At 40.1% G+C, this 19,195-nt stretch carries 21 protein-coding genes; all 21 read left to right on the top strand.

Annotation, left to right across the window (positions count from 1 at the left end; all coding sequences use genetic code 11):
• Nucleotides 1-54: 54 nt before the first annotated feature.
• The 21 genes from B9T24_RS10005 to B9T24_RS09900 all read left to right on the top strand — a co-directional run bounded on the left by B9T24_RS10005 (nt 55) and on the right by B9T24_RS09900 (nt 19,064).
• The gene (locus tag B9T24_RS10005; RefSeq protein ID WP_086165638.1) at nt 55-576 is read left to right on the top strand and encodes a DUF2280 domain-containing protein; all 522 of its coding nucleotides are present in this window, start codon (nt 55-57) and stop codon (nt 574-576) included.
• Nucleotides 536-1,828: a terminase large subunit domain-containing protein gene (locus B9T24_RS10000; RefSeq protein ID WP_068887934.1), complete on the top strand. Its 1,293-nt coding sequence runs from the start codon at nt 536-538 to the stop codon at nt 1,826-1,828. Before B9T24_RS10005 ends, B9T24_RS10000 begins: the two co-directional genes overlap by 41 nt.
• Complete coding sequence (locus B9T24_RS09995) at nt 1,825-3,246, top strand: DUF4055 domain-containing protein (RefSeq protein WP_086165637.1); 1,422 nt, start codon at nt 1,825-1,827, stop codon at nt 3,244-3,246. Before B9T24_RS10000 ends, B9T24_RS09995 begins: the two co-directional genes overlap by 4 nt.
• Before the next feature lie 2 nt (nt 3,247-3,248).
• Nucleotides 3,249-4,370, top strand: coding sequence for a minor capsid protein (locus tag B9T24_RS09990; RefSeq protein WP_086165636.1), 1,122 nt, complete (start codon nt 3,249-3,251; stop codon nt 4,368-4,370).
• 134 nt (nt 4,371-4,504) lie between these two features.
• Nucleotides 4,505-5,080, top strand: a complete 576-nt coding sequence (locus B9T24_RS09985; protein WP_086165635.1) for a hypothetical protein — start codon at nt 4,505-4,507, stop codon at nt 5,078-5,080.
• A 116-nt stretch (nt 5,081-5,196) separates the two neighbouring features.
• Complete coding sequence (locus B9T24_RS09980; protein ID WP_086165634.1) at nt 5,197-5,967, top strand: DUF6651 domain-containing protein; 771 nt, start codon at nt 5,197-5,199, stop codon at nt 5,965-5,967.
• Nucleotides 5,968-5,989: 22 nt separating this feature from the next.
• Nucleotides 5,990-7,129, top strand: a complete 1,140-nt coding sequence (locus tag B9T24_RS09975) for a P22 phage major capsid protein family protein (RefSeq protein ID WP_086165633.1) — start codon at nt 5,990-5,992, stop codon at nt 7,127-7,129.
• A gap of 48 nt (nt 7,130-7,177) precedes the next feature.
• Nucleotides 7,178-7,657: a hypothetical protein gene (locus B9T24_RS09970; protein ID WP_228145703.1), complete on the top strand. Its 480-nt coding sequence runs from the start codon at nt 7,178-7,180 to the stop codon at nt 7,655-7,657.
• Nucleotides 7,658-7,660: 3 nt separating this feature from the next.
• Nucleotides 7,661-8,035: a hypothetical protein gene (locus tag B9T24_RS09965; RefSeq protein WP_086165632.1), complete on the top strand. Its 375-nt coding sequence runs from the start codon at nt 7,661-7,663 to the stop codon at nt 8,033-8,035.
• A complete protein-coding gene (locus B9T24_RS09960; RefSeq protein ID WP_086165631.1) occupies nt 8,032-8,409 on the top strand; it encodes a hypothetical protein in 378 nt (125 codons plus the stop codon). Before B9T24_RS09965 ends, B9T24_RS09960 begins: the two co-directional genes overlap by 4 nt.
• Entirely contained in the window at nt 8,406-8,777 is a 372-nt protein-coding gene (locus tag B9T24_RS09955) for a glutamate 5-kinase (RefSeq protein ID WP_416224358.1), read from the top strand. Before B9T24_RS09960 ends, B9T24_RS09955 begins: the two co-directional genes overlap by 4 nt.
• A gap of 28 nt (nt 8,778-8,805) precedes the next feature.
• The gene (locus B9T24_RS09950; RefSeq protein ID WP_086165630.1) at nt 8,806-9,516 is read left to right on the top strand and encodes a hypothetical protein; all 711 of its coding nucleotides are present in this window, start codon (nt 8,806-8,808) and stop codon (nt 9,514-9,516) included.
• Between the two features lie 39 nt (nt 9,517-9,555).
• The gene (locus B9T24_RS09945) at nt 9,556-9,837 is read left to right on the top strand and encodes a hypothetical protein (protein WP_086165629.1); all 282 of its coding nucleotides are present in this window, start codon (nt 9,556-9,558) and stop codon (nt 9,835-9,837) included.
• Entirely contained in the window at nt 9,812-10,186 is a 375-nt protein-coding gene (locus tag B9T24_RS09940; RefSeq protein WP_086165628.1) for a hypothetical protein, read from the top strand. Before B9T24_RS09945 ends, B9T24_RS09940 begins: the two co-directional genes overlap by 26 nt.
• Nucleotides 10,183-10,617, top strand: a complete 435-nt coding sequence (locus B9T24_RS09935; RefSeq protein WP_086165627.1) for a phage tail terminator-like protein — start codon at nt 10,183-10,185, stop codon at nt 10,615-10,617. The genes B9T24_RS09940 and B9T24_RS09935 overlap by 4 nt, the downstream gene beginning before the upstream one ends.
• A 1-nt stretch (nt 10,618) precedes the next feature.
• Entirely contained in the window at nt 10,619-11,056 is a 438-nt protein-coding gene (locus tag B9T24_RS09930) for a hypothetical protein (protein WP_086165626.1), read from the top strand.
• Nucleotides 11,057-11,158: 102 nt separating this feature from the next.
• A complete protein-coding gene (locus B9T24_RS09925; protein ID WP_086165625.1) occupies nt 11,159-12,094 on the top strand; it encodes a phage tail tube protein in 936 nt (311 codons plus the stop codon).
• 39 nt (nt 12,095-12,133) lie between these two features.
• The gene (locus B9T24_RS09920; RefSeq protein ID WP_086165624.1) at nt 12,134-12,604 is read left to right on the top strand and encodes a hypothetical protein; all 471 of its coding nucleotides are present in this window, start codon (nt 12,134-12,136) and stop codon (nt 12,602-12,604) included.
• A 348-nt stretch (nt 12,605-12,952) separates the two neighbouring features.
• The gene (locus B9T24_RS09910) at nt 12,953-13,639 is read left to right on the top strand and encodes a hypothetical protein (protein WP_086165622.1); all 687 of its coding nucleotides are present in this window, start codon (nt 12,953-12,955) and stop codon (nt 13,637-13,639) included.
• Nucleotides 13,640-13,757: 118 nt separating this feature from the next.
• Nucleotides 13,758-14,300 carry a hypothetical protein gene (locus tag B9T24_RS09905; protein ID WP_143223743.1) on the top strand — a complete coding sequence of 181 codons (543 nt, stop codon included), beginning with the start codon at nt 13,758-13,760 and terminating at the stop codon, nt 14,298-14,300.
• Nucleotides 14,301-14,438: 138 nt separating this feature from the next.
• Nucleotides 14,439-19,064 carry a tape measure protein gene (locus tag B9T24_RS09900; protein WP_086165620.1) on the top strand — a complete coding sequence of 1,542 codons (4,626 nt, stop codon included), beginning with the start codon at nt 14,439-14,441 and terminating at the stop codon, nt 19,062-19,064.
• Nucleotides 19,065-19,195: the final 131 nt, after the last annotated feature.

Raw genomic sequence — 19,195 nt, 5'->3', positions numbered from 1 at the left:
AATGGCTCTTTTTTTTGCCTATTTAGTCTTACGTAGTCTTACAAAGAGGCATTTATGGCAACACTAAAGGAGCCTGTAAAAATCTTTATAGTTCAGTCTCTTGCTTGCTTTGATACCCCTCAACAGGTTGTAGATGATGTAAGACAAGAATTTGGCATAGAAATTGAGCGACAACAGGTCGCTTCATATGATCCGACAAAAGCAACTTGTAGGAATATGAGTAAAAAATTAAAGGATCTCTTTACTCGAACTAGGAAAGATTTTCAAACCAATATTCATGACATTCCTCTGGCCAATAAAGCTGTTCGTCTTACTGAATTACAGAAAATGTATGACGGTCTTACTGGTAATCGCGTCATGAAAACCAAACTGATAAAGCAAATCAAAGATGAGATGCAGGGTTATGAAATTCAATTATTAGATGCTCAGCTGAAGCAACTTGAAATTGACAAGATTAAAAACGGTGATGGTGAAGGGGCTGATGATCCTACTCCAGTCAAAGTGACCATTCAGGTCGTAGATGCGAGTAAAGAAAATGCCGAACATCAATCCGACCCTGAATGTACCTCAGGCTAATTTTTTACAGCTTGAAAATAAGTTTCGTGCATTTGTCGCTGGATTTGGATCAGGAAAAACGTGGGTAGGTTGTTCAAGTCTTTGCGATAAATCTTGGGAATTCCCTAAAGTGCCACTAGGTTACTTTGCACCAACCTATCCGCAGATTCGGGATATCTTCTTTCCGACTATTGATGAGGTGGCATTTGACTGGGGTTTGAAGACTAAGATTTACGAATCAAATAAAGAAGTTGATATCTACTATGGTCGTCAGTATCGAAGCACAATTATTTGTCGATCTATGGAAAAGCCTCAAACGATTGTAGGTTTTAAGATTGGCCACGCTTTGATTGATGAGCTGGATGTTATGCCTACCGTAAAGGCCCAGCAAGCATGGCGGAAAATTATCGCTCGTATGCGTGTGAAACATCCCGGTCTTATAAATGGTATTGATGTTGCAACTACACCTGAGGGATTTAAGTTCACACATCAGCAGTTTGTAAAAGAGGCGAATTTAACCCCTGCAAAGCGTGCGCTGTATGGAATGATTCAGGCTTCTACTTATGACAATGAAGCCAATTTACCCGATGATTATATTTCATCGTTATATGAATCCTACCCACCTCAGTTGATTTCAGCGTATTTGCGTGGGCAGTTTGTCAATTTAACCAGTGGTGCTGTATATCCAGACTTTGATCGAAAACTAAATCATACCGATGAAGAAATTAAATCAGGTGAACATCTGATCATCGGGATGGACTTCAACGTCTTAAAAATGGCTGCCGTGGTTTATGTTATTCGTGAGGGTAAGCCATTGGCGTTAGATGAAATGGTTGGTGTACGTGATACACCGACGATGGCCACATTACTTATTGAGCGTTTTCCATTTCATGAAATGACGGTAATACCAGATGCCGCAGGGCAATCGACTTCATCAAAAAATAGTAGTGAGTCGGATCATCAAATTTTACGTGATAAAGGATTTACAGTTGAGGTTGATGGAATAAACCCAGCCATTAAAGATCGTATCAATGCGGTGAATGCACTCATTCTAAATGGTGATAATGAACGTACGCTATTGGTGAATACGAATAAATGTCCACGTTTTACTGAAACCTTAGAGCAACAGGTTTACGACGATTTTGGTATGCCAGATAAGAAATCTGGGCTTGATCACGTTGGTGATGCTGGTGGTTACCCATTAGCTAAGCGTTTCCCAATTATTAAACCAGTCACCCGACTTGATATCCCTATTTTTGGAAGAAGAAGATGAAAGGCATTACATCTAAACATGCTGATTATCTCAAGCACATCGATCTTTGGACAAAAGTAGATGATGTTTGTGAAGGTCAGAAAGCAGTTAAGGCAAAAGGTAAAACCTATTTACCCGTTCCTATTACTTTTGGGGATGGGGATAAGGATCGGTATGAAGAGTATTTAGATCGTGCTGTATTTTATGGTGTGACTGGACGAACTTTGAATAGTCATGTTGGATCGGCATTTAATAAACTGCCTGATTTTAAGCGTCCAGATGATTTGGAATATCTAGATCGAAATGCAGATGGTTCAGGTCGAAGTATTTATCAAGCATCACAGCACTCACTGCGACTTATCTCAAAGCATTATCGCTGTGGTGTTTATGTAGATTATCCACAAGTTGCACCTTCTCGAAACCGTGCTGAGGACAAGTTAAAAAATGCTTTCCCGATGATTCATATTTTGAAAGCAGCTTCGGTTGAAGACTGGGACCATATTATTGTCGGGAATCAGAAAAAGACTTCGTTTGTAAAGATTCGAGAATCTGTAGCTACTCGAAGTGCCGATGGTTTTGGTCGTGAAATTAAAGATCAGTATCGTGTATTACGTTTAGAAGAAACTGAAACGGGTCATGTGTATACAGTTCAAATCTATACGCAGAATGAAAAGGGCGAATGGATAGAAGGGGCCAAATACACTCCTACCGATTATCATGGTAAAACATGGTCATACATTCCATTCACATTTCTTGGTGCTGTAGACAATACAGATGAGATTGGAAATGCACCCTTATTAGAACTTGCTGATATCAATTTGGCACATTATCGCAATAGTGCCGATGTTGAAGAATCAGGTTTTATTGTGGGTCAGCCAATCATTTCAATGCCAAATATCAGTACTGAGCAATATAAGATTATCAAAGAGGATGGCTTGGCTATTGGTGGACGTTCGGGATTCCCAACAAAGGTTGAGATTGTTCAAGCAAAAGAAAATAACCTTGCCAAAACCCTCATGACTGATAAATGGGCACAGATGAAAGAAATGGGTGCTCGACTTATTGAGGTTGGATCGGCAAATAAGACTGCGACTCAAGCCGATAATGAAGACTCTGTGCAACATTCAGTTTTATCACTCGCCGTATCAAATATCAGTGAAGCCTTTCAAATGGCTTTACGGTGGTGCGCAAAGTTCTCATTACCAAATCATGATTTAAGTCCTGATGAACTGAACTATGTCATTTCGCAAGACTTCAACAAGCCTAAATTCAGTGAGGAACGCGCTAAGCGTCTTTATGAGGCCTGTGTGGGTGGAAACTTGCCTTGGGAAGTTTGGTATCAGTACGAACAGACTGGGATCTTCTCGGAAGAAAAATGGGAAGAAATTGAGAAGAAAATAGAGCAACGTAATGATGGCTCTAATAATATGGATGAATAAAGATGAGTGATTCAGCGCAAAAAGCCTTACTTGATGCGCTGAGCCAACATCAAGCGTATCTATATCGGGCATCCTCTCAGAGCGTAAATGATCTGATCAAAGTCTTTGATCAATTATCCAATGAGCAGTTGCTTAAATTGGGTGAGCTGTTTGAAGATCTAACCGATTCAGAGCGTAAAGCATTACAGGGTCTTAACTTTTCAAGCAGAGCAAAAGCCAGTCGGAATATTGAGGAAATCAAAGCCACTTTAAACGAGTGGTTTTCTTCATTAAGTACAGAGCTACCTGCAATATTTGAGCAATCAGCTATTGCCTTGGCAGTTTATGAGGCTGGTTATACCGTTGCTCTGATGGGCGAAACGCTTAAAACCGATGGTGAAAAGATATATCAAAAAGCTAAAAAGACACCTTTCTCGGGTGGTCAATTGGTTGATTATCTTTTTGCTGATATTGCCGCCAATTTGCGTAAGAAGGTGGAGTACGTCATTCGTGATGGCTTTTCACAGGGTCAGACGAATCAGCAGATTATCAATCGAATTAAAGGGCGAAAGTCACTTGATTATAAGGATGGCTTACTTCAGTCAGAGCGCCATGTCATTGAGCGGCAAGTCAGGACTGCGCGTAGTCATGTATCGAATGCTGCTTATATCGATGTATATAAAGCGCTTGGATATGAGTATGTGAAAGTTGTGGCCACATTAGATGGTCGCACCTGTAAGTACTGTGCCTCAGTTGATGGCCGTGTTTATCACATTGATGATCCGACTAGACCGCGTTTTCCAGTACACCCCCATAACCGTACAACTTATGTTGGTTGTGATAAGGACGGAAACATTGGTGGTGTACGTCCATTTGTGATGGATGAGCGCAAGGTTAAGGATATTCCAAAAGAGGAGCGTAAGCACTTAATTGGACAGCTGGATGCAAACACATCATTCAAAGAGTTTTTTGAACAATCAGATGAGTTCTTTCAGCGCACTTGGTTGGGTAAATCGAAGTATGAGCTTTATAAAAAAGGCGAGTACAGCATTGATAAGTTTGCCGATCCGCTGAATAAACGTGGTTATACGCTGGCTGAGCTTAAGGCTTTAGATGAAAGTGTATTTAAAGAACTAGGATTGTGAGAAAACCATACATACCCAAGTATATGTAAAAATTACCTATTATTTATACCTCTCAGTATTGTGTAATAAATATTCTCTTTTTAGACTAGTGTATAGAAGGCTTTACTAACTAGGAAAATTTGAAGAGGTATTCTTTGAGAAAGAGAAGCACATATAACGAAGAGGATGATGACTTTAATGATTGGAATGACTATAAACTCGTAGCTCAATGGCATGACACAACACAAAATATGTTATCTGATAAAAAATGGCTATATTTAGGAGCTGACACTAGAAGTCCTAATTTTACAAAAGTTGGCATAACAGGTGGGGATTTAAGATCTAGATCTTATAGTTCAGCTAATCCAACTTACTATTTATTTTGTGCTTTTCAGTTTTTATATAATGTATCCAAAAAGGAAATGGAGTCTGTTGAAAATGATGTCTTATCTAGACTAGATAAATATTGGTGTGATGAGAGTGGGAGATCCATGAGATTAAACCACTATGAATCAGGGGTACTTTCAGAGTGTTTTGATAATGTGAACTTTTGGAAATTCTATAAGGATTTACACTATTTAATTTATACTTATCATCGAAATAAATTTTTGATTAGTGGTTATGAAGCACATGAATTTGATGAGAGTAATTCAGAATATGTATATTGTATTTTTAATAAGCGTTTACCTAAAGAAGAGTACAAATATATAGAGATGATTCTCCAATATTAAAAAACAAAATCTTTATACAAATCACAGCACCCAACCGGGTGCTTTTTTATTGCCTGCTGAAAGCGGATGCCTACAGCGTAACGAGCGGATGCTCACTAAAAAGGGTCGGATGACTTATGAAACTTAAAACAGTAACTATCGAAGGCAAGACTTATGCCGAAGTGGCTGGTGATCAACCTATTTACATTCATGAAGATGGGAAGGAAGCACCACATGATGCAGCCCACACCGTGGCAACAATCAGCCGTTTAAATGGCGAGGCCAAAACTCATCGTGAAGCCAAAGAGCAATTTGAAGCGCAGGCCAAAGCTTTTGAAGGGCTTGATCCTGTAAAAGTAAAAGAAGCGTTAAATATTGTTCAAAACTTGGATGCTAAAAAACTTGTGGATGCAGGTGAAGTAGACAAGGTGAAAGCCGAAATTACTGATGCCCTTAAAAAGACCTACGAACCGCAAATTCAACAATTAACCACTGAACGTGATGCTGTGCAACAGCAATTACATGGTGAATTGATTGGCGGTGGCTTCGCTCGTTCTAAGTTTATTCAAGACAACATTGCAGTGCCAGTAGACATGATTCAGGCCACGTTTGGAAAAAACTTCCAAATCGAAAATGGCAAAGTCGTGGCCGTTGGTGCCGATGGTCAAAAAATCTATTCACGCACCCGCCCCGGTGAAGTCGCTGACTTTGATGAAGCTTTAGAAACTTTGGTTGGTGGATACCAGCATAAAGATTCGATCTTAAAAGGTGGTCAAGGTTCGGGTGGTGGATTCACAAACAATGGTGGTCAAGGTGGTGGTAAATCCATGTCACGCCAACAGTTTGAACAATTACCGCCAAGTGACCGCTCTGGCTTCATGCGTGATGGCGGAAAAATTACAGATTAATTTTTAAAAGGAAAATTAGTAAATGGCTAATACTCTTACAGGTTTAATTCCTGATATTTATGAAGCACTAGACCAAGTCTCGCGAGAATTAACAGGTTATATTCCTGCTGTTTCACGTGACTCAGGTATTGAACGTGCAGCAGTAGGTCAAAACGTTCGTGTACCAGTGACCACTGAAGTTACAGCGCAGGACACAGTGCCGGGGGCAAATGCTCCAAATACTGGCGATACCAATATCGACCATGTGGACGCACAAATCACCAAATCGCGCCACGTACCAGTGCGCTGGAATGGTGAAGAAACCAAAGGTCTTTCAAATGCTGGTACGTTCAGCACAATTCAGGCTGATCGCTTCTACCAAGCAATGCGCACACTGGTGAATGAAATTGAATCAGATGTGCATTTAGAAGCATATAAAAATGCATCTCGTGCATACGGGACTGCTGGATCTACGCCTTTTGGCACAGCTGCTGACCTATCTGATTTCTCGGGGGTATTACGTATTCTGGAAGAAAACGGTTCGCCTCGAACTGATCTTCAGTTGGTGTTGGGTCATGCTTCTATTGGCAACTTGCGCGGTAAGCAATCTGGTTTATTTAAAGTAAATGAAGCGGGTTCAGCCGACATGCTCCGCAATGGTATGACTGATCGTGTGATGAACATGGCAATTCGTCACTCTCATGCATCTGGTCTACACGTGAATGGGTCGGGTGCTGATTATTTGGTTAATGGTGCAAAAGATACTAAATCAACAGCTATTGCGGTTGATGGTGGCACAGGCACAATTTTAGCTGGTGATATTGTCACTTTTGCAGGTGATGGCAATAAGTATGTATCAGGTGGTCTAGTTGGTACAGAGTTGACCCTGAATAAGTCTGGATTGCTTTTACCTGCTGCCGATAATGTAGCGATTACTCGTGGTAATGCTTATACCGCTAACGTTGCATTTGCTCGTTCAGCGATTGCATTAGCAACTCGTGCACCAGCTCTACCTGAAGGCGGTGACTCTGCTGATGATGTAATTCAAGTGGTTGATCCATTAACTGGCCTAGCCTTTGAAATCGCCGTGTATCGTCAGTTCATGCAGGTTGTTTACCATGTCCGTCTAGCTTGGGGTGTGAAGGCAATTAAGCAAGATCATATTGCCTTGTTGTTAGGTTAATAAGACCTAGATTGAGCGCTTTACGCGCTCTTTCTTTTGGAGAATTACATGTCGCAAGTTAAAACAGTAAAAATTAAAGATGGCGATGATTTTCGAGTCATTAATGAATCTGATTTCAAATATGGCCAACATGAATTGTATGAAGGTGAAAAGTTTTCAACGGATTCTGTAGTAGTCAATTTGGAAGTAGGTATTACACCTGAACTACAAGCCACCATTGATGAAGCAAAAGCTGAATGCGAAAAGGTTGTTGCTGAAAGTGTGGAACTAAAAACCAAACTTCAAGGTGCTGAAGTTGAACATGATGCATTATCTACCAAGATTAAAGAGCTTGATTTACAGTCAGTTGAGCTTGCTGAGCAGCTCAATAAAGAACGCGAAGCAGTTAAAAAGCTAACGTCTGATAATGAAGCCCTAAATGCTCAAGTGAAAAACCTTGAAGCAAAAGCCAAAAAACTTACCGCTGCTGAAGCCAAAACAGCAAAGGCTGAGGAAGTAGCCGCTAAAGTAGAACTGCCAAAGGAATAACCCATGAGCTTTATTACTATTGCCGAAGCTGAATCTATCCTTGGGGCAGACTTTGCCGATGATGGTGATAAGGCTCGTTTAATTAAGTTAGCAAATACATGGATGAAGAATGAAGTTGGCTTTGTTCCTGATCCGATTGATTCGCTATTAAAAGATGCTGCATGTGAAATCATCAAAGGTATTCAGGCAGGTGTGATCTATGCCGGCATAGCCCGTCAGACGACAAGTGAGAGTGTTAAGGCTGATACGGTACAAGTGACTGAAAGCTTTGCTGAAGGTAGTGTGGAAATATCAGAATTTGAGCAAATTGCTCGGGCCTTTATTGACTCACTTGGCTTGAAGTCTAAAGGTTTTACGTTTGAGGTGTTTCGAGCATGATCAACACCAACTATGTGCCAGAGTGGTACATCTCACCATTTGAGCACGTGAAATACACCTTGGCACGCAACCAACTTCATATGGATCTGCTGTTTGATGATATGGATGACTCGGATGAGTTTTTATCGATGGGCGCAGGTGCTCAGGTAGATTTTTATCAGGATAGTGCTTATGCCATTGTCCAGATCGGTGACACATCGGAGCGAACATCTATAGAGATTCATGGATTGCTACTACATGAAGCTGTTCATGTGTGGCAAAGAATCAAAAAGCGGATGGGTGAAAGTAATCCAAGCACTGAATTTGAAGCCTATTCAATTCAATCAATTGCTCAAGACTTATTTGCTATGTTTGAAGAGAGTGAGCAATCATGATCAAAAATAAAATTCAATCCAAGCTAGCTAAAGCATTTGATAAAAATCTTGCTGATGCTGTTGATAGCTTCACATGCTCAAAAGAAATCCAGTCAGGTGAGCTTGATTTTGTAACGCAGACTTATCCAATAATTAGTGTAGAAGCCTATAGCGGTAGAGGTGTGTTGTTCGGATCGTACCTAAAAGATATGGTCAAACCGACTGATTACCAAGTGACAGATTCAAAGGCTGTCGTGCTGCAAAATGAAGTGACTCAGGTGCCACAGATTACTGATGTCTGGAATACAAGCAAAGGCCGGTTTAAGGTGGTGAATATTGGTGCTGATCCAACCGGAAGTATTTGGACTTGCCAGTTAAGAAAAGTCTAGTAATATCCCTTTAAAACTAGGAGGATTTATGACTAAAAAGACTTTAGAAGAAAAGATAAAAAGAGTTTGCTTGTGGGCTGCAGGATTAACAATTCTATATTTTCTAATTGGTGGATGGTTGACAAGTGATGGGCCTAATTTTGATCCATCTAAAACATATGACCTACTCAAAGATGCCTTGACTCTAACTGCCGCTTTTCTTGCACCAGTCGCTGCATTTGTTCTTTTTAGTGATTGGCGGATTCAACATAGAAATCTCTCAAATGAAAAGCAGGCTTTAAATTTGTATCATGCTTTAGAATCTCTCAACTTTAATTTTCTAATGGTTGCAATCACACTTCAAACCAAGCGACCTAGATCAAAAGAAGTGTATGAAGAAATTGATAAACAAACTGCTGATATTAATAAAGAAATTCAAAAAATTATTATTGAGAGTAATACTAGTCACTCTGATGATAGAAACATGAAAGAGTTTCTAGAGTGCTATTATAATCTTATTAAACAAGACTTTTTAGAGCTTTATGGTACTTTTGGGATGGTAATCCAGCATTGTAAGATTTTAGATTTCCCAGAGGATTATCCCAACTTATTTTTAGAAAGTGAAACAAGTGATCAATTTATTGAGAGACAAAAGAGAGAATTCTTGGGTGTTGATGAGTTGACTTTATTTGAACATTTAAAAGAATTTAGAACGAATTTAGATGTCGTACACGAAAAACTGCAGAAAGTAAAAGTTTAGTAGAACCCACCTCGGTGGGTTTTTTAATGAGTGAAATTTATGATTTATCTTGATGATCAAAATCTAATCCACCAAGCCATGCACATGGATGGTGTTTATCATGTTGATGTAGAGCAATCTGAGCCTAAGGTTAAAGGTGTTTTACTGGATGGCATTAAAATACAGCATGTGATGTTTTGCGATACAAATAAAGGTTATCTCGTAAAGCACAAGCAGGCAGTAGATGGGAGCCTTATCGTAGAAAATGGCGCTCTTATTTATGAAATAAAAGCAGGTAGGGTTGAGGTGGTGTTAAGTGTCATGGAAAAACAAACCGACTAATCTTGTTTTAGGTGTTTTGAGAGATGTGGATACTCACCATAAAAAGATCATTGGTGAGGTTATTCAACAGGTCATAGTCCGCTCGCCTGTAATGGATGGTGAATTTCGAGCATCCCATAAAGTCACGCTTGATTCGCCGCAGAATACGTATGAGAAAGGTTTTGACCTATCAGGCGGTACAACTCTAGCGGAAGGCTTAAAGGTTGCATCTACAGCGAAAATAGGCGGTCTTGTTTATGTACAGACATTAAGTCCATACGGCACACGTTTGGAAAATGGGTGGAGTCAGCAAGCGCCCAACGGTGTTTATGCCTTGTCTTACCAATCAGTTGCGAGTAAATACAAATGATGACCAATACCGAAGCATTACAAGCCATTCTTGCACGTGTTGGTACATTCACTGGAATGCCTAAGGCAAATATTCAGCTGGCCAATAATCCTTTGAAAGACGGTAAGACCTATGAACCACCGGAAAAAGAAATCTGGGCAAGGGTCACCGTAAGTAATGCAGGATCATTTATCACCGGTATTGGTGATAAACCATGTAAGCGCACAGTTGGTATTATCTTTATTCAACTATTTGCACCACTTCATTCTGGAACACTTGAATTATCTGAACTTGCAGATTTATGGGCATCACACCTAGAGTTTTACAAAGTAGGTGATTTAGAATTAAGAGAAGCAAGTATTATTGATGCAGGGCATTCGTCAGCGATTGGTGACCAGTCTGCTATGAGCTTTTATCAATACAATGTAAGTGTATCTTACCGGGTGAATTAGAATGGAAATGCTACCAGAAGAACTATATGAATATGCGTTGCATACATGTGATTATGGGGAATCGAGAAACCATAATTACAAATTCATTAAGGCCTTTGATAGTCATCAGGATGCACTTGATTATGTTTGTAATGTCCTAGGACTAAAAAAGAATCATGAAAATTATGAGTTTGAAATTACGAAGAGAATTAATACTGAAAAGGTTAGAGCTCTTTATGAAGGTGCTGACTACCTAAGATACAAAACCGAGCGACAAGAATTATTAAATCAAATTAAGCTACTTAGCTCTGATCCAAGCACGCTTGAGCATCTGCAAAGTAAAACCATAACAGAGCTTATGCGTATCTATTATGCAGGTTTTGATAATCATTGTGCTCAATGTGGTGGTGAGGTAAAAGTAGCGCCATTCAAATCAATATATCGAAGTAATGCTTCATAGAATTTAAGTGAACCACACCGCCTACATGGCGGTTTTTTTATACCTAAATTTTCCACATAGCATCCATTTGGGTGCTTTTTATGCATCAAAGGAGCGAATGCCATGTCCAAAGGCACTGATGTGGTTATCCACATTGCGAAAGAAGAAACACCGAATACATTACCGGCATTACCTGTTTGGCATACCTTGCGCCGTAATTCAGATTCACTGAAAAAGACAGTATCACTAACCCAATCAGATGAAATTGTTGATACACGATTCGAGCAAGGGTCGATTGCCACATCTGGTGAAGCGGTTGGTAATATTGAATACGATCTGTCAGCTCTAAGCCAAGACATGTTTTTTGAAGGCGTGGCAGGGAATCTTTTTGTTGATTCAGGCACACCATCCGTTTCGACATTGGAAATCGGTGGTGATACGCTACCAACCTATACAATTGTGAAGCACGATAAAAAGGTTGGGCTCATTCAGGTGTTCTCGGGTTGTCGTATTGGCGAACTGACTATTCAAGGTGATACTGAAGGCAAAATTACCGGAAGCGCAACCGTCAATGCCACAGGCTATTCAACACCATTAGCTACACCTGTTGTTTCACCACTGGCGCCAACAGAAACACCATTCATGTCATCAATCAATGTGAACACCTTTAAAATTAATGGTGCAAGTACTGCTGGAACTGCATGTGCTGAGTCATTCACCATTACGATCAACAACAACTTGACAGCGAAGCCCTGCTTAGGCAGTGAAAGTCTTATTCCTAATCGCTACACAGAAGGAAAGGTATTTATCACTTTGAATGTAACCCTAGCATTAACAGTGGCTTCAAAAGCATGGATTCCTTACGTTGAAACTCGTGAAACCATGACTGCGGAAATTGGTATTGAAGATACTCTCGGTAATGCTTATGGTTTCGACTTCACCAAGCTGGAACTAGACAATGATGGTCTTTCTGATACCAATGCTAACGATGATCACACCCTAAGCATGGAATTCCGTCACGTAAAAGAAGCACCGACAATCACACGCACCACAGCTTAAACATGGCCCCGAAAGGGGCTTTATTTTTAGGATAAAAAAATGGCTTTAAAAGTAGCAATTCAGAAAAGTAGAGAAGTAGCACTTTGGAAAGAATACAAAGATGTTGATGGTAATGTATTGGCTGAATTTAAAATTCGTGGTGATGGATACAAGCCTTTTCGTGTGGCCAATGAGCGAGCACAAAACCAAGTTGCCTCTAAAGGCTATAATGTTTCTACAGCAAATGCAGAAGATAAGCTGTATCACGAACTGCTTTTGGAAGCTGCGGCATGTCACCTGATTGCAGACTGGAAAGGCGTTGTATTTGTCGAAGATGGCAAAGAGATCGAGCCTCCTTGCACACCTGAAAATGCAACCAAGTTATTTAATATGGGCGATATTGGTTTGGCAATTTGGGTGTTCGTTAAAGCGAATGCGGAAAAAATTCAGATTGATGCAGATACTGCACAGGCCGAAATAATGGGAAAGTCATCAGGCTCTATCAGTGGCACACAGGGGATGGGGGACTAACCGACCACCAGAAGAAGATCCGTGACAAGCTTGGTCGCAAATTAGATGAAGCACCAGAGCATAGTTATACAGCCAACGTTATTTTATCTGCATATAACACGATTGCTAGATCTAGGAAATATGAGCAAAGTGTTTCGATGCCATTGGATGCGAATGCAATCAAAGCTTACCTTGAGATATATGATGCCCCGTGTGAGCTTTATATCTTTGTAGAATGTGTTTTTGCGCTGGATAATTTATTTATTGATGATGCAAGAAAGCGGATGAGTAAAAAATAAGCCACTTTCAGGAGGTTTCTTTTTATCCAGTAAATTAGTATCTTGTGAATACTTATAAGGGGGTATTCACTTGAAAAAATTATTAGCGGTTGGGGTTTTAGGGTTTGGATTGGTTTTGGGTGGGTGTGTATCACCAGCATATAATTATCAAGCAACACCTAAGCATATTAGTAAACCTCCAATAAATACGATCAATACCGCTTTTGTTGGGGATAAGATGCTTGAGCAAGGACTATTGATTGATAGAGATATGTTGCAAGTACCCGCAAACACAAAGCTTAACCTTGCATACACACTAACAGCTGGTTATTACTTAAAAACTGGTCAAAATGAAAAGGGAAATTATTACCAACCAGTCAATAATATCCCGAATGGGGGTATGGTTCAGAAAAACCCATTCGCCGACCCGTTTAAAGTCGTTATGCTTGGCATAGATGGAAAACTATGCGTTGTCACTGTATTTAATGCTAAAAGTTGCTCTAGTGAACATCAAGCAAAACAAACTGTCATAGGTATAGCTTCAGATAACTCATTCCAGCAAACTTTGATATATAGCGGCAAAGTTGGAAATAAAATAAATGTGGGCTATCGCGAATTCTCTAGCAACCTAGCGCGCCCAGCTTTTAATAATGATGTTGAATATGATTTAAATGAATCAAAAACTATTGGCTATAAGGGTGCATTGCTGGAAGTTATTGATGCGAATAATCAGAGCATTAGGTATAAAGTTTTAAAGAACTTCAACAAGGCTGACTAAGATGAAGAATATTATTTTAATGTGCTTTGTTGTTAGGCTCAGACAAGCATAAATCAACCAACTTCGGTGGATTTATTTTTTCCTATAAAATTAGTATCTTGTTCTCTGGATAAAAAGGGTGGATATGGATAATATAAAATCACCATTGAATGGTGATGAGTTGCTTAAAATTGACAACTATATCTTGGAGAATAAAGACGAGCTTATGTCTCTTGATTTTGAGGTGTATTCCAATCTAAAGAGTTTTCAATCTAAGGTTTCTGACTTTAATAAATATATAGTTGATTTAACAGTAAATGATAAAACAAGAGCATGGTTTTATTTGTTTTCTAATGCTAAAAAGGAACGAGAAGGTTTTAAAAAACAAAAAGTAACCCCTGAAGTAAATCCTAACTACAAGTTTACAGTGTCAGATCCTATAAATTCGAAACTAAGCGGTAAAAAAACCTTTGGTGGTATAGTTTTTCTGACTGCCATTATGTTTGTTTTTTATATGTTTTTCACTAAAGATAATGAGTACGATAAGTGTGTTGCTAGTGGAGTCCAGTATTACAAGGATATTGGCTCATATCCAATGCTTAGTTCTGAAAATATTTTAGCTAGCGAGAAAGCAAAAAATAACTGTAAGAGAAATAGTGGTGCTTTTGGAGAAAATCACTAAATGCTTAACAGGTTGCCAAATTCTCTTTAGGAATGTGGTAATGAGCTTAGGTAAATAAAACCGACCCAATAAGAGGTCGGTTTTTTATTGTCTGCAATGCGCCTTTAGGCGCTTTTTTATTGCCTAAAGGAAAGTGAAATGGCTCAAGAATCTGTACTGCGAATCGTCATTGATTCACGTAATGCTGAACGCAATGCACAAAATATAGCGCGAGAACTTCAAAGCATAGAACGCAATGGCGATCATGCATCACGATCTATGGACTCTATGTCTGTAGCGACCCGTCAATTAGTTGGCTACATGGGTGGGCTTGTAACTATTGGTGCTGCTATTAACAAGATGGACACCTACACAGGCCTTACCAATAAACTAAAACTGGTTACAGTTAATCAAAATGAACTAAATAAAGCCATGGGTGATACTTTTAAGATTGCCCAAAATACTGCACAAGCATGGGATAGCGTCGCTCAAATCTACCAGCGTTTTTCTGATAATGCGAAACGTTTAAATATTACACAAGCAGAAACCGCATCCCTAACCGAAACTGTAGCTAAGGCGATTTCAATTAGTGGTGGGTCTGCTGCCTCTGCTGAAGCTGCATTAATTCAATTTTCACAAGCCTTAGCTTCGAATGTATTACGTGGCGAAGAGCTGAATTCTGTTATGGAGCAAGCTCCCGGACTTGCTAAGGCTATTGCTCAAGGTATGGGTATTACTGTTGGTCAATTGCGCTCAGTGGCAGCTGAGGGGAAAATTACAGGTGATGTGCTTGTTGAGGCATTAGGTAAGGCCAAGGCTTCAGTGGATGATTTATTTTCTAAAACAGATTTTACGATCGCTCAATCATTCACCCAGCTTTCAAACGAAGTAACGAAATTTGTAGGTGAAGCAGGCAAGAGTAGTGGTGCTGCAAATGCGCTATCAGGTTCAATTAAAGTATTGGCAGAAAACCTTGAGTTGATTGCTAATGGTGCTTTCGTTATTGGTATTGGTTATGCAACCAAAGCAATAGCAGCTAAAACAGTCGCTATTTACAGCTCTATAGTAGCCACCACAGCAAGTATTGAAACTGAAAAGGTGTCGGCTGCTCAAGCCTTACGCTCAGCCTTAGCGGAAAAGACTGCGGCAGAGGCAGAATTGACACGTGCGCGAGATGCGGTAGTTTCAGCAGAAATGCAGGTTCAAGCAGATCGTAAGGTAATCGCATCTGAAATGCAGCGAATTGAATCAAGTTTGGCGCAGGTAGCTACCGAAAAACAATTGGAAATTCAGCGCTTAAAAAGCCAAATCAATGATCAGGGGCGAATTGCCACATCGACACGTATGGCCGAACTCCAGCAAGTCCAAGCATCAATGACGGCAGAACTAACAGTATTGGAGCGACAACTTGGAGCTACAACAGTTGCATCTTCAGCCCAATTTGTTGCAGCACGAGAAGCTCAGGTTGTAGCGACTGGAAATTTAGCAGCCACGACAGAAGTAGCAACATTAGCACAAGCGCAAAACAATGCGGTGCAAAGAGCGGGCTTGTTAACGAGCACCAGCTTGGTCGGTGCTCTTGGCGGACCTTTGGGTTTGGGTATAACTGTGGCAGCTCTTGCTGCGACCTATTTAATGTTCAAAGATAGCAGCGATGATGTAAATGATAGCCTTTCAAGTCAAATTGAGGTTGTTTCAGAGTTGGCTCAAAAGTATCAGGAATTAACACTGGCTAAATTGATCAGTGAACAAGATATGCTTGAGAAAAAGCTCAAAAATTCTGAGTCTCAATCTAATAAAGCTATTGCATCATTAATGGGTATAGCTACCGCAACTGAACATTCAACTGATAAGCAAAAAAAGCAATCAGAGGAAATGAACAGAATTGCTACCGGTCTTAGAGATGGGGCCATCACTACCGGTAAGGCATTAATCCAAATGCGCGAGAGCGGTTTTACTGAAGATCAAATTAAAAAAGCATCTGCATTTTTTGAGGAGTTTGATAAGGGTAAAGCAGGAGCTAATGAGGCTGGTCGTCAGATTGACTATGTATCCCAACAAACAGGTATTTATGGCGACAAGTTAGACACATCTACCAAAAAGATTGCTGACCAAAAGGTGATAGTTAATGCCCTATCGGGTGACTATAAAAATCTATCCGATGAAATGAGTAAAACCATTGACTGGTTGTTGCAACAGGATGGTGCCTTAAATGCCACTACGGAACAGCAAAAAAAGGTCACTGATGCTGTTGATGCTTGGAAAAAAGGAACTATTGATGCAACAAGTGTTGCAAAGATTTTTAAAGCTAACCTTCTTATCGATTCAAGTTTGCTTTCCGGTCTGGATGGCCTTGCCACCAAAACAGATAAGGCAAAAAAAGAACTCAACATTGCAAATAGCGAATTAAAGCAGGTTCAGGCTAATGGGCCAAAAGCGAAGCAAGGTTTTTCTGATGCAGCGCAAGGTGCTAAGGATGCAAAAGGCGAAGTTGATAAGCTTAACGAAAAATTAAAGGACTTTAATAAAACCCTTTATGACCGTGACTTTGATGCTAATTTTAAAAAAATGGCATTAGAGCGCACAAAGCTTTCAGAGAAACAAATTCAAGCCGTAATGGAAGTAACTCAAGAGTTGCGTAAGAAAGGGGTTGCACTTGATTCGGATGCTGCAAAACAACTTTATGCTGAAACATTACGAATAACCAAAATAGAGGAGCAAGGCAATAAAATAATTGATGCCAGAAATGAAGCCGAAAAGAAAATTACCAAGGAGAAAGAAAAACAATATCAGTACAGTAATAGTGAACTTAAGATGCTGCAAAATGTTGCTAGCTTATCCGCTAAGCATGATTTAGATGGGATTGGTGCTAAGTACGGTATTCCTAAAAACTACCTTGCTGGATTAATGGCTCAAGAGTCGGGCGGCAATCCAAATGCTGTTAGTACGACCGGTGCTATTGGTTATTACCAAACTACCAGTGATTATCGTAAAGATAATGGAATTAGTGTTGCTGACTCTAAAAACCTTCCTGTAATTGCTGAGGTGGTGGCAAAAAATCTAGCTAAAGCATATAAGGAACTTGGAAGCTGGGAGGCTGCGATTCGCTCGCATAATGCAGGTCTTTCAGGTTCTGCACAGTTTGCGAAAAGCGGCAAGGTTAAAGGTGGTGCTGCACGAAACAAGGAGGTTGCCAACTTTGCACCATCGGTAAACAAGTGGATTGTTGGTCTTGGTGGCTCTGGTTTAAAAAACAAAGGGGCAGCGGATGCAATTGATGACCTTAAGCAATATTTCGAATTTTTGGAGGAGCAAGCCAAGCTAAGAAAATCACTTGAGCTTAATGTTGCAAATGAAGTAACCAAAATCCGCGAAAATCTTAAAGATAAACTTGAGGAGATTGATAAAGCTGGTTTCTCAAGTGAACGCACCAAGGAGCTTAAAGCTGAATACCAAGCGCGTGCTGATAACGATATTGCAATCGCGCAATATGCCTTAAAAACCAAGCTTAATGATTATGAATCTTTCAGAAAGTCTGAAGAGGAACTTTTAAAAGAGAGTTTCGATCAGAAAAAGTTTTATGCAGCGCGTGATTTGGAGTTGTCGAAAGAAGATCGGGAAAAAGCTGTTGCATTACTTGAGAGCCAATATCAACAAGAACTCGCTTTAGTTAAGTTGGCAAAAGAGCAGCGTATGTTCCAGATGCGGGAACAATTCTTATCTGAAACTGCAGCAATGGAGGAGCGTTATCGAATTGAACATTTGCGACTTGTTGAGACTAATAATCTTGAAGAGCGTAATTTTAAACAGCAAATGCTTCGACTTCAAAAACAGGAGGAAGTTAGAAACCGTTTAAATGGTGCAGTTCAGAGCTGGGGTCAAACTGAAGCTGAAATGAATGGCACAGGTGACCAATGGCAATTAGAGCAGACACGATTCAGCCGTTATGGTCAATCCCAAGAATTATTTGATTCTCAGATGTCTAATCTTGATCAACAAGAGCAAGATCCGACAGCCGATCTAAATGAAATTGCATTGCTTCGGGAACAAGCATGGTTTGCCCATCATGATAGATTGAAGAAAATCGAAACTGATTACCAAGTCTCATCAATGCAGCTTCAGCTCAGCTATGGTGAACAAATGGCATCCAGTATGACAACAATGATGGGAGCTATTTTTGGTGAAAAATCTAGGGCCTATGCCGCAGCCTTTGCAATTGAAAAAGGCTTTGCTGTAGCGCAAGCTGCTTTAGCCATGGGGCAGAACATTGCTGAAGCCTCAAAAGCAGGATTTCCTTATAACATTCCGCTAATTGCCGGTGCTATGGCTCAGGGTGCTCAGATTGCTTCAATTATCAGCTCGGTTGCCGCACCTACTGGCTACGCAACTGGCGGTTTGATACGTGGCCCCGGAACAGGAACAAGCGACAGCATCCCGATCATGGCTTCAGATAAAGAATTTATGATTCGTGCTGCATCTGTAAGAAAAATTGGTGCTGAAAATCTTGATTACATCAATAAGTATGGTGAGTTGCCACAGAATACTAAACGAGTTGGTATGGGAGCACTTGATGCGATTAATAACAGTGGAACCATTCAGGCTGAGAAGCAGGCACAGGCTAATGCGAAGGTTTATGCTCAAGCAGCCCCAAACGTTAACTTGAACCCTAACTTTGTGATTGTAGATGAGCGCCAAAGTTTAGGCGACTACCTATATGGTCCAGATGGCAAGAAAGCCTTTGTGAAGTTCTTTAAACAGAATCGCAGAGAGTTAGGATTTGCATAAGCCCACTTCGGTGGGTTTTCTTATATCAATTTTAGGAATTTAAAAGTGAAAATATTGATTGCTTTAGGTGTCGGCATTGCGCTTGGGTTTGCTTTTAAAAAGTCCGAGAAAATCAAAGGGCCTAATTTTGT

It is taken from the genome of Acinetobacter sp. ANC 4654 (genome assembly GCF_002135425.1).
GTDB lineage: Bacteria > Pseudomonadota > Gammaproteobacteria > Pseudomonadales > Moraxellaceae > Acinetobacter > Acinetobacter kyonggiensis.
The sequence above is the reverse complement of the archived record's forward strand: the minus strand, read 5'-3'. Positions and strand labels throughout refer to the sequence as shown.

Coding starts and splice junctions, on each gene's coding strand:
- B9T24_RS10005 (WP_086165638.1), top strand. CDS start 55: ATGGCAACACTAAAGGAGCCTGTAAAAATCTTTATAGTTCAGTCTCTT.
- B9T24_RS10000 (WP_068887934.1), top strand. CDS start 536: ATGCCGAACATCAATCCGACCCTGAATGTACCTCAGGCTAATTTTTTA.
- B9T24_RS09995 (WP_086165637.1), top strand. CDS start 1,825: ATGAAAGGCATTACATCTAAACATGCTGATTATCTCAAGCACATCGAT.
- B9T24_RS09990 (WP_086165636.1), top strand. CDS start 3,249: ATGAGTGATTCAGCGCAAAAAGCCTTACTTGATGCGCTGAGCCAACAT.
- B9T24_RS09980 (WP_086165634.1), top strand. CDS start 5,197: ATGAAACTTAAAACAGTAACTATCGAAGGCAAGACTTATGCCGAAGTG.
- B9T24_RS09975 (WP_086165633.1), top strand. CDS start 5,990: ATGGCTAATACTCTTACAGGTTTAATTCCTGATATTTATGAAGCACTA.
- B9T24_RS09970 (WP_228145703.1), top strand. CDS start 7,178: ATGTCGCAAGTTAAAACAGTAAAAATTAAAGATGGCGATGATTTTCGA.
- B9T24_RS09965 (WP_086165632.1), top strand. CDS start 7,661: ATGAGCTTTATTACTATTGCCGAAGCTGAATCTATCCTTGGGGCAGAC.
- B9T24_RS09960 (WP_086165631.1), top strand. CDS start 8,032: ATGATCAACACCAACTATGTGCCAGAGTGGTACATCTCACCATTTGAG.
- B9T24_RS09955 (WP_416224358.1), top strand. CDS start 8,406: ATGATCAAAAATAAAATTCAATCCAAGCTAGCTAAAGCATTTGATAAA.
- B9T24_RS09950 (WP_086165630.1), top strand. CDS start 8,806: ATGACTAAAAAGACTTTAGAAGAAAAGATAAAAAGAGTTTGCTTGTGG.
- B9T24_RS09945 (WP_086165629.1), top strand. CDS start 9,556: ATGATTTATCTTGATGATCAAAATCTAATCCACCAAGCCATGCACATG.
- B9T24_RS09935 (WP_086165627.1), top strand. CDS start 10,183: ATGATGACCAATACCGAAGCATTACAAGCCATTCTTGCACGTGTTGGT.
- B9T24_RS09930 (WP_086165626.1), top strand. CDS start 10,619: ATGGAAATGCTACCAGAAGAACTATATGAATATGCGTTGCATACATGT.
- B9T24_RS09925 (WP_086165625.1), top strand. CDS start 11,159: ATGTCCAAAGGCACTGATGTGGTTATCCACATTGCGAAAGAAGAAACA.
- B9T24_RS09920 (WP_086165624.1), top strand. CDS start 12,134: ATGGCTTTAAAAGTAGCAATTCAGAAAAGTAGAGAAGTAGCACTTTGG.
- B9T24_RS09900 (WP_086165620.1), top strand. CDS start 14,439: ATGGCTCAAGAATCTGTACTGCGAATCGTCATTGATTCACGTAATGCT.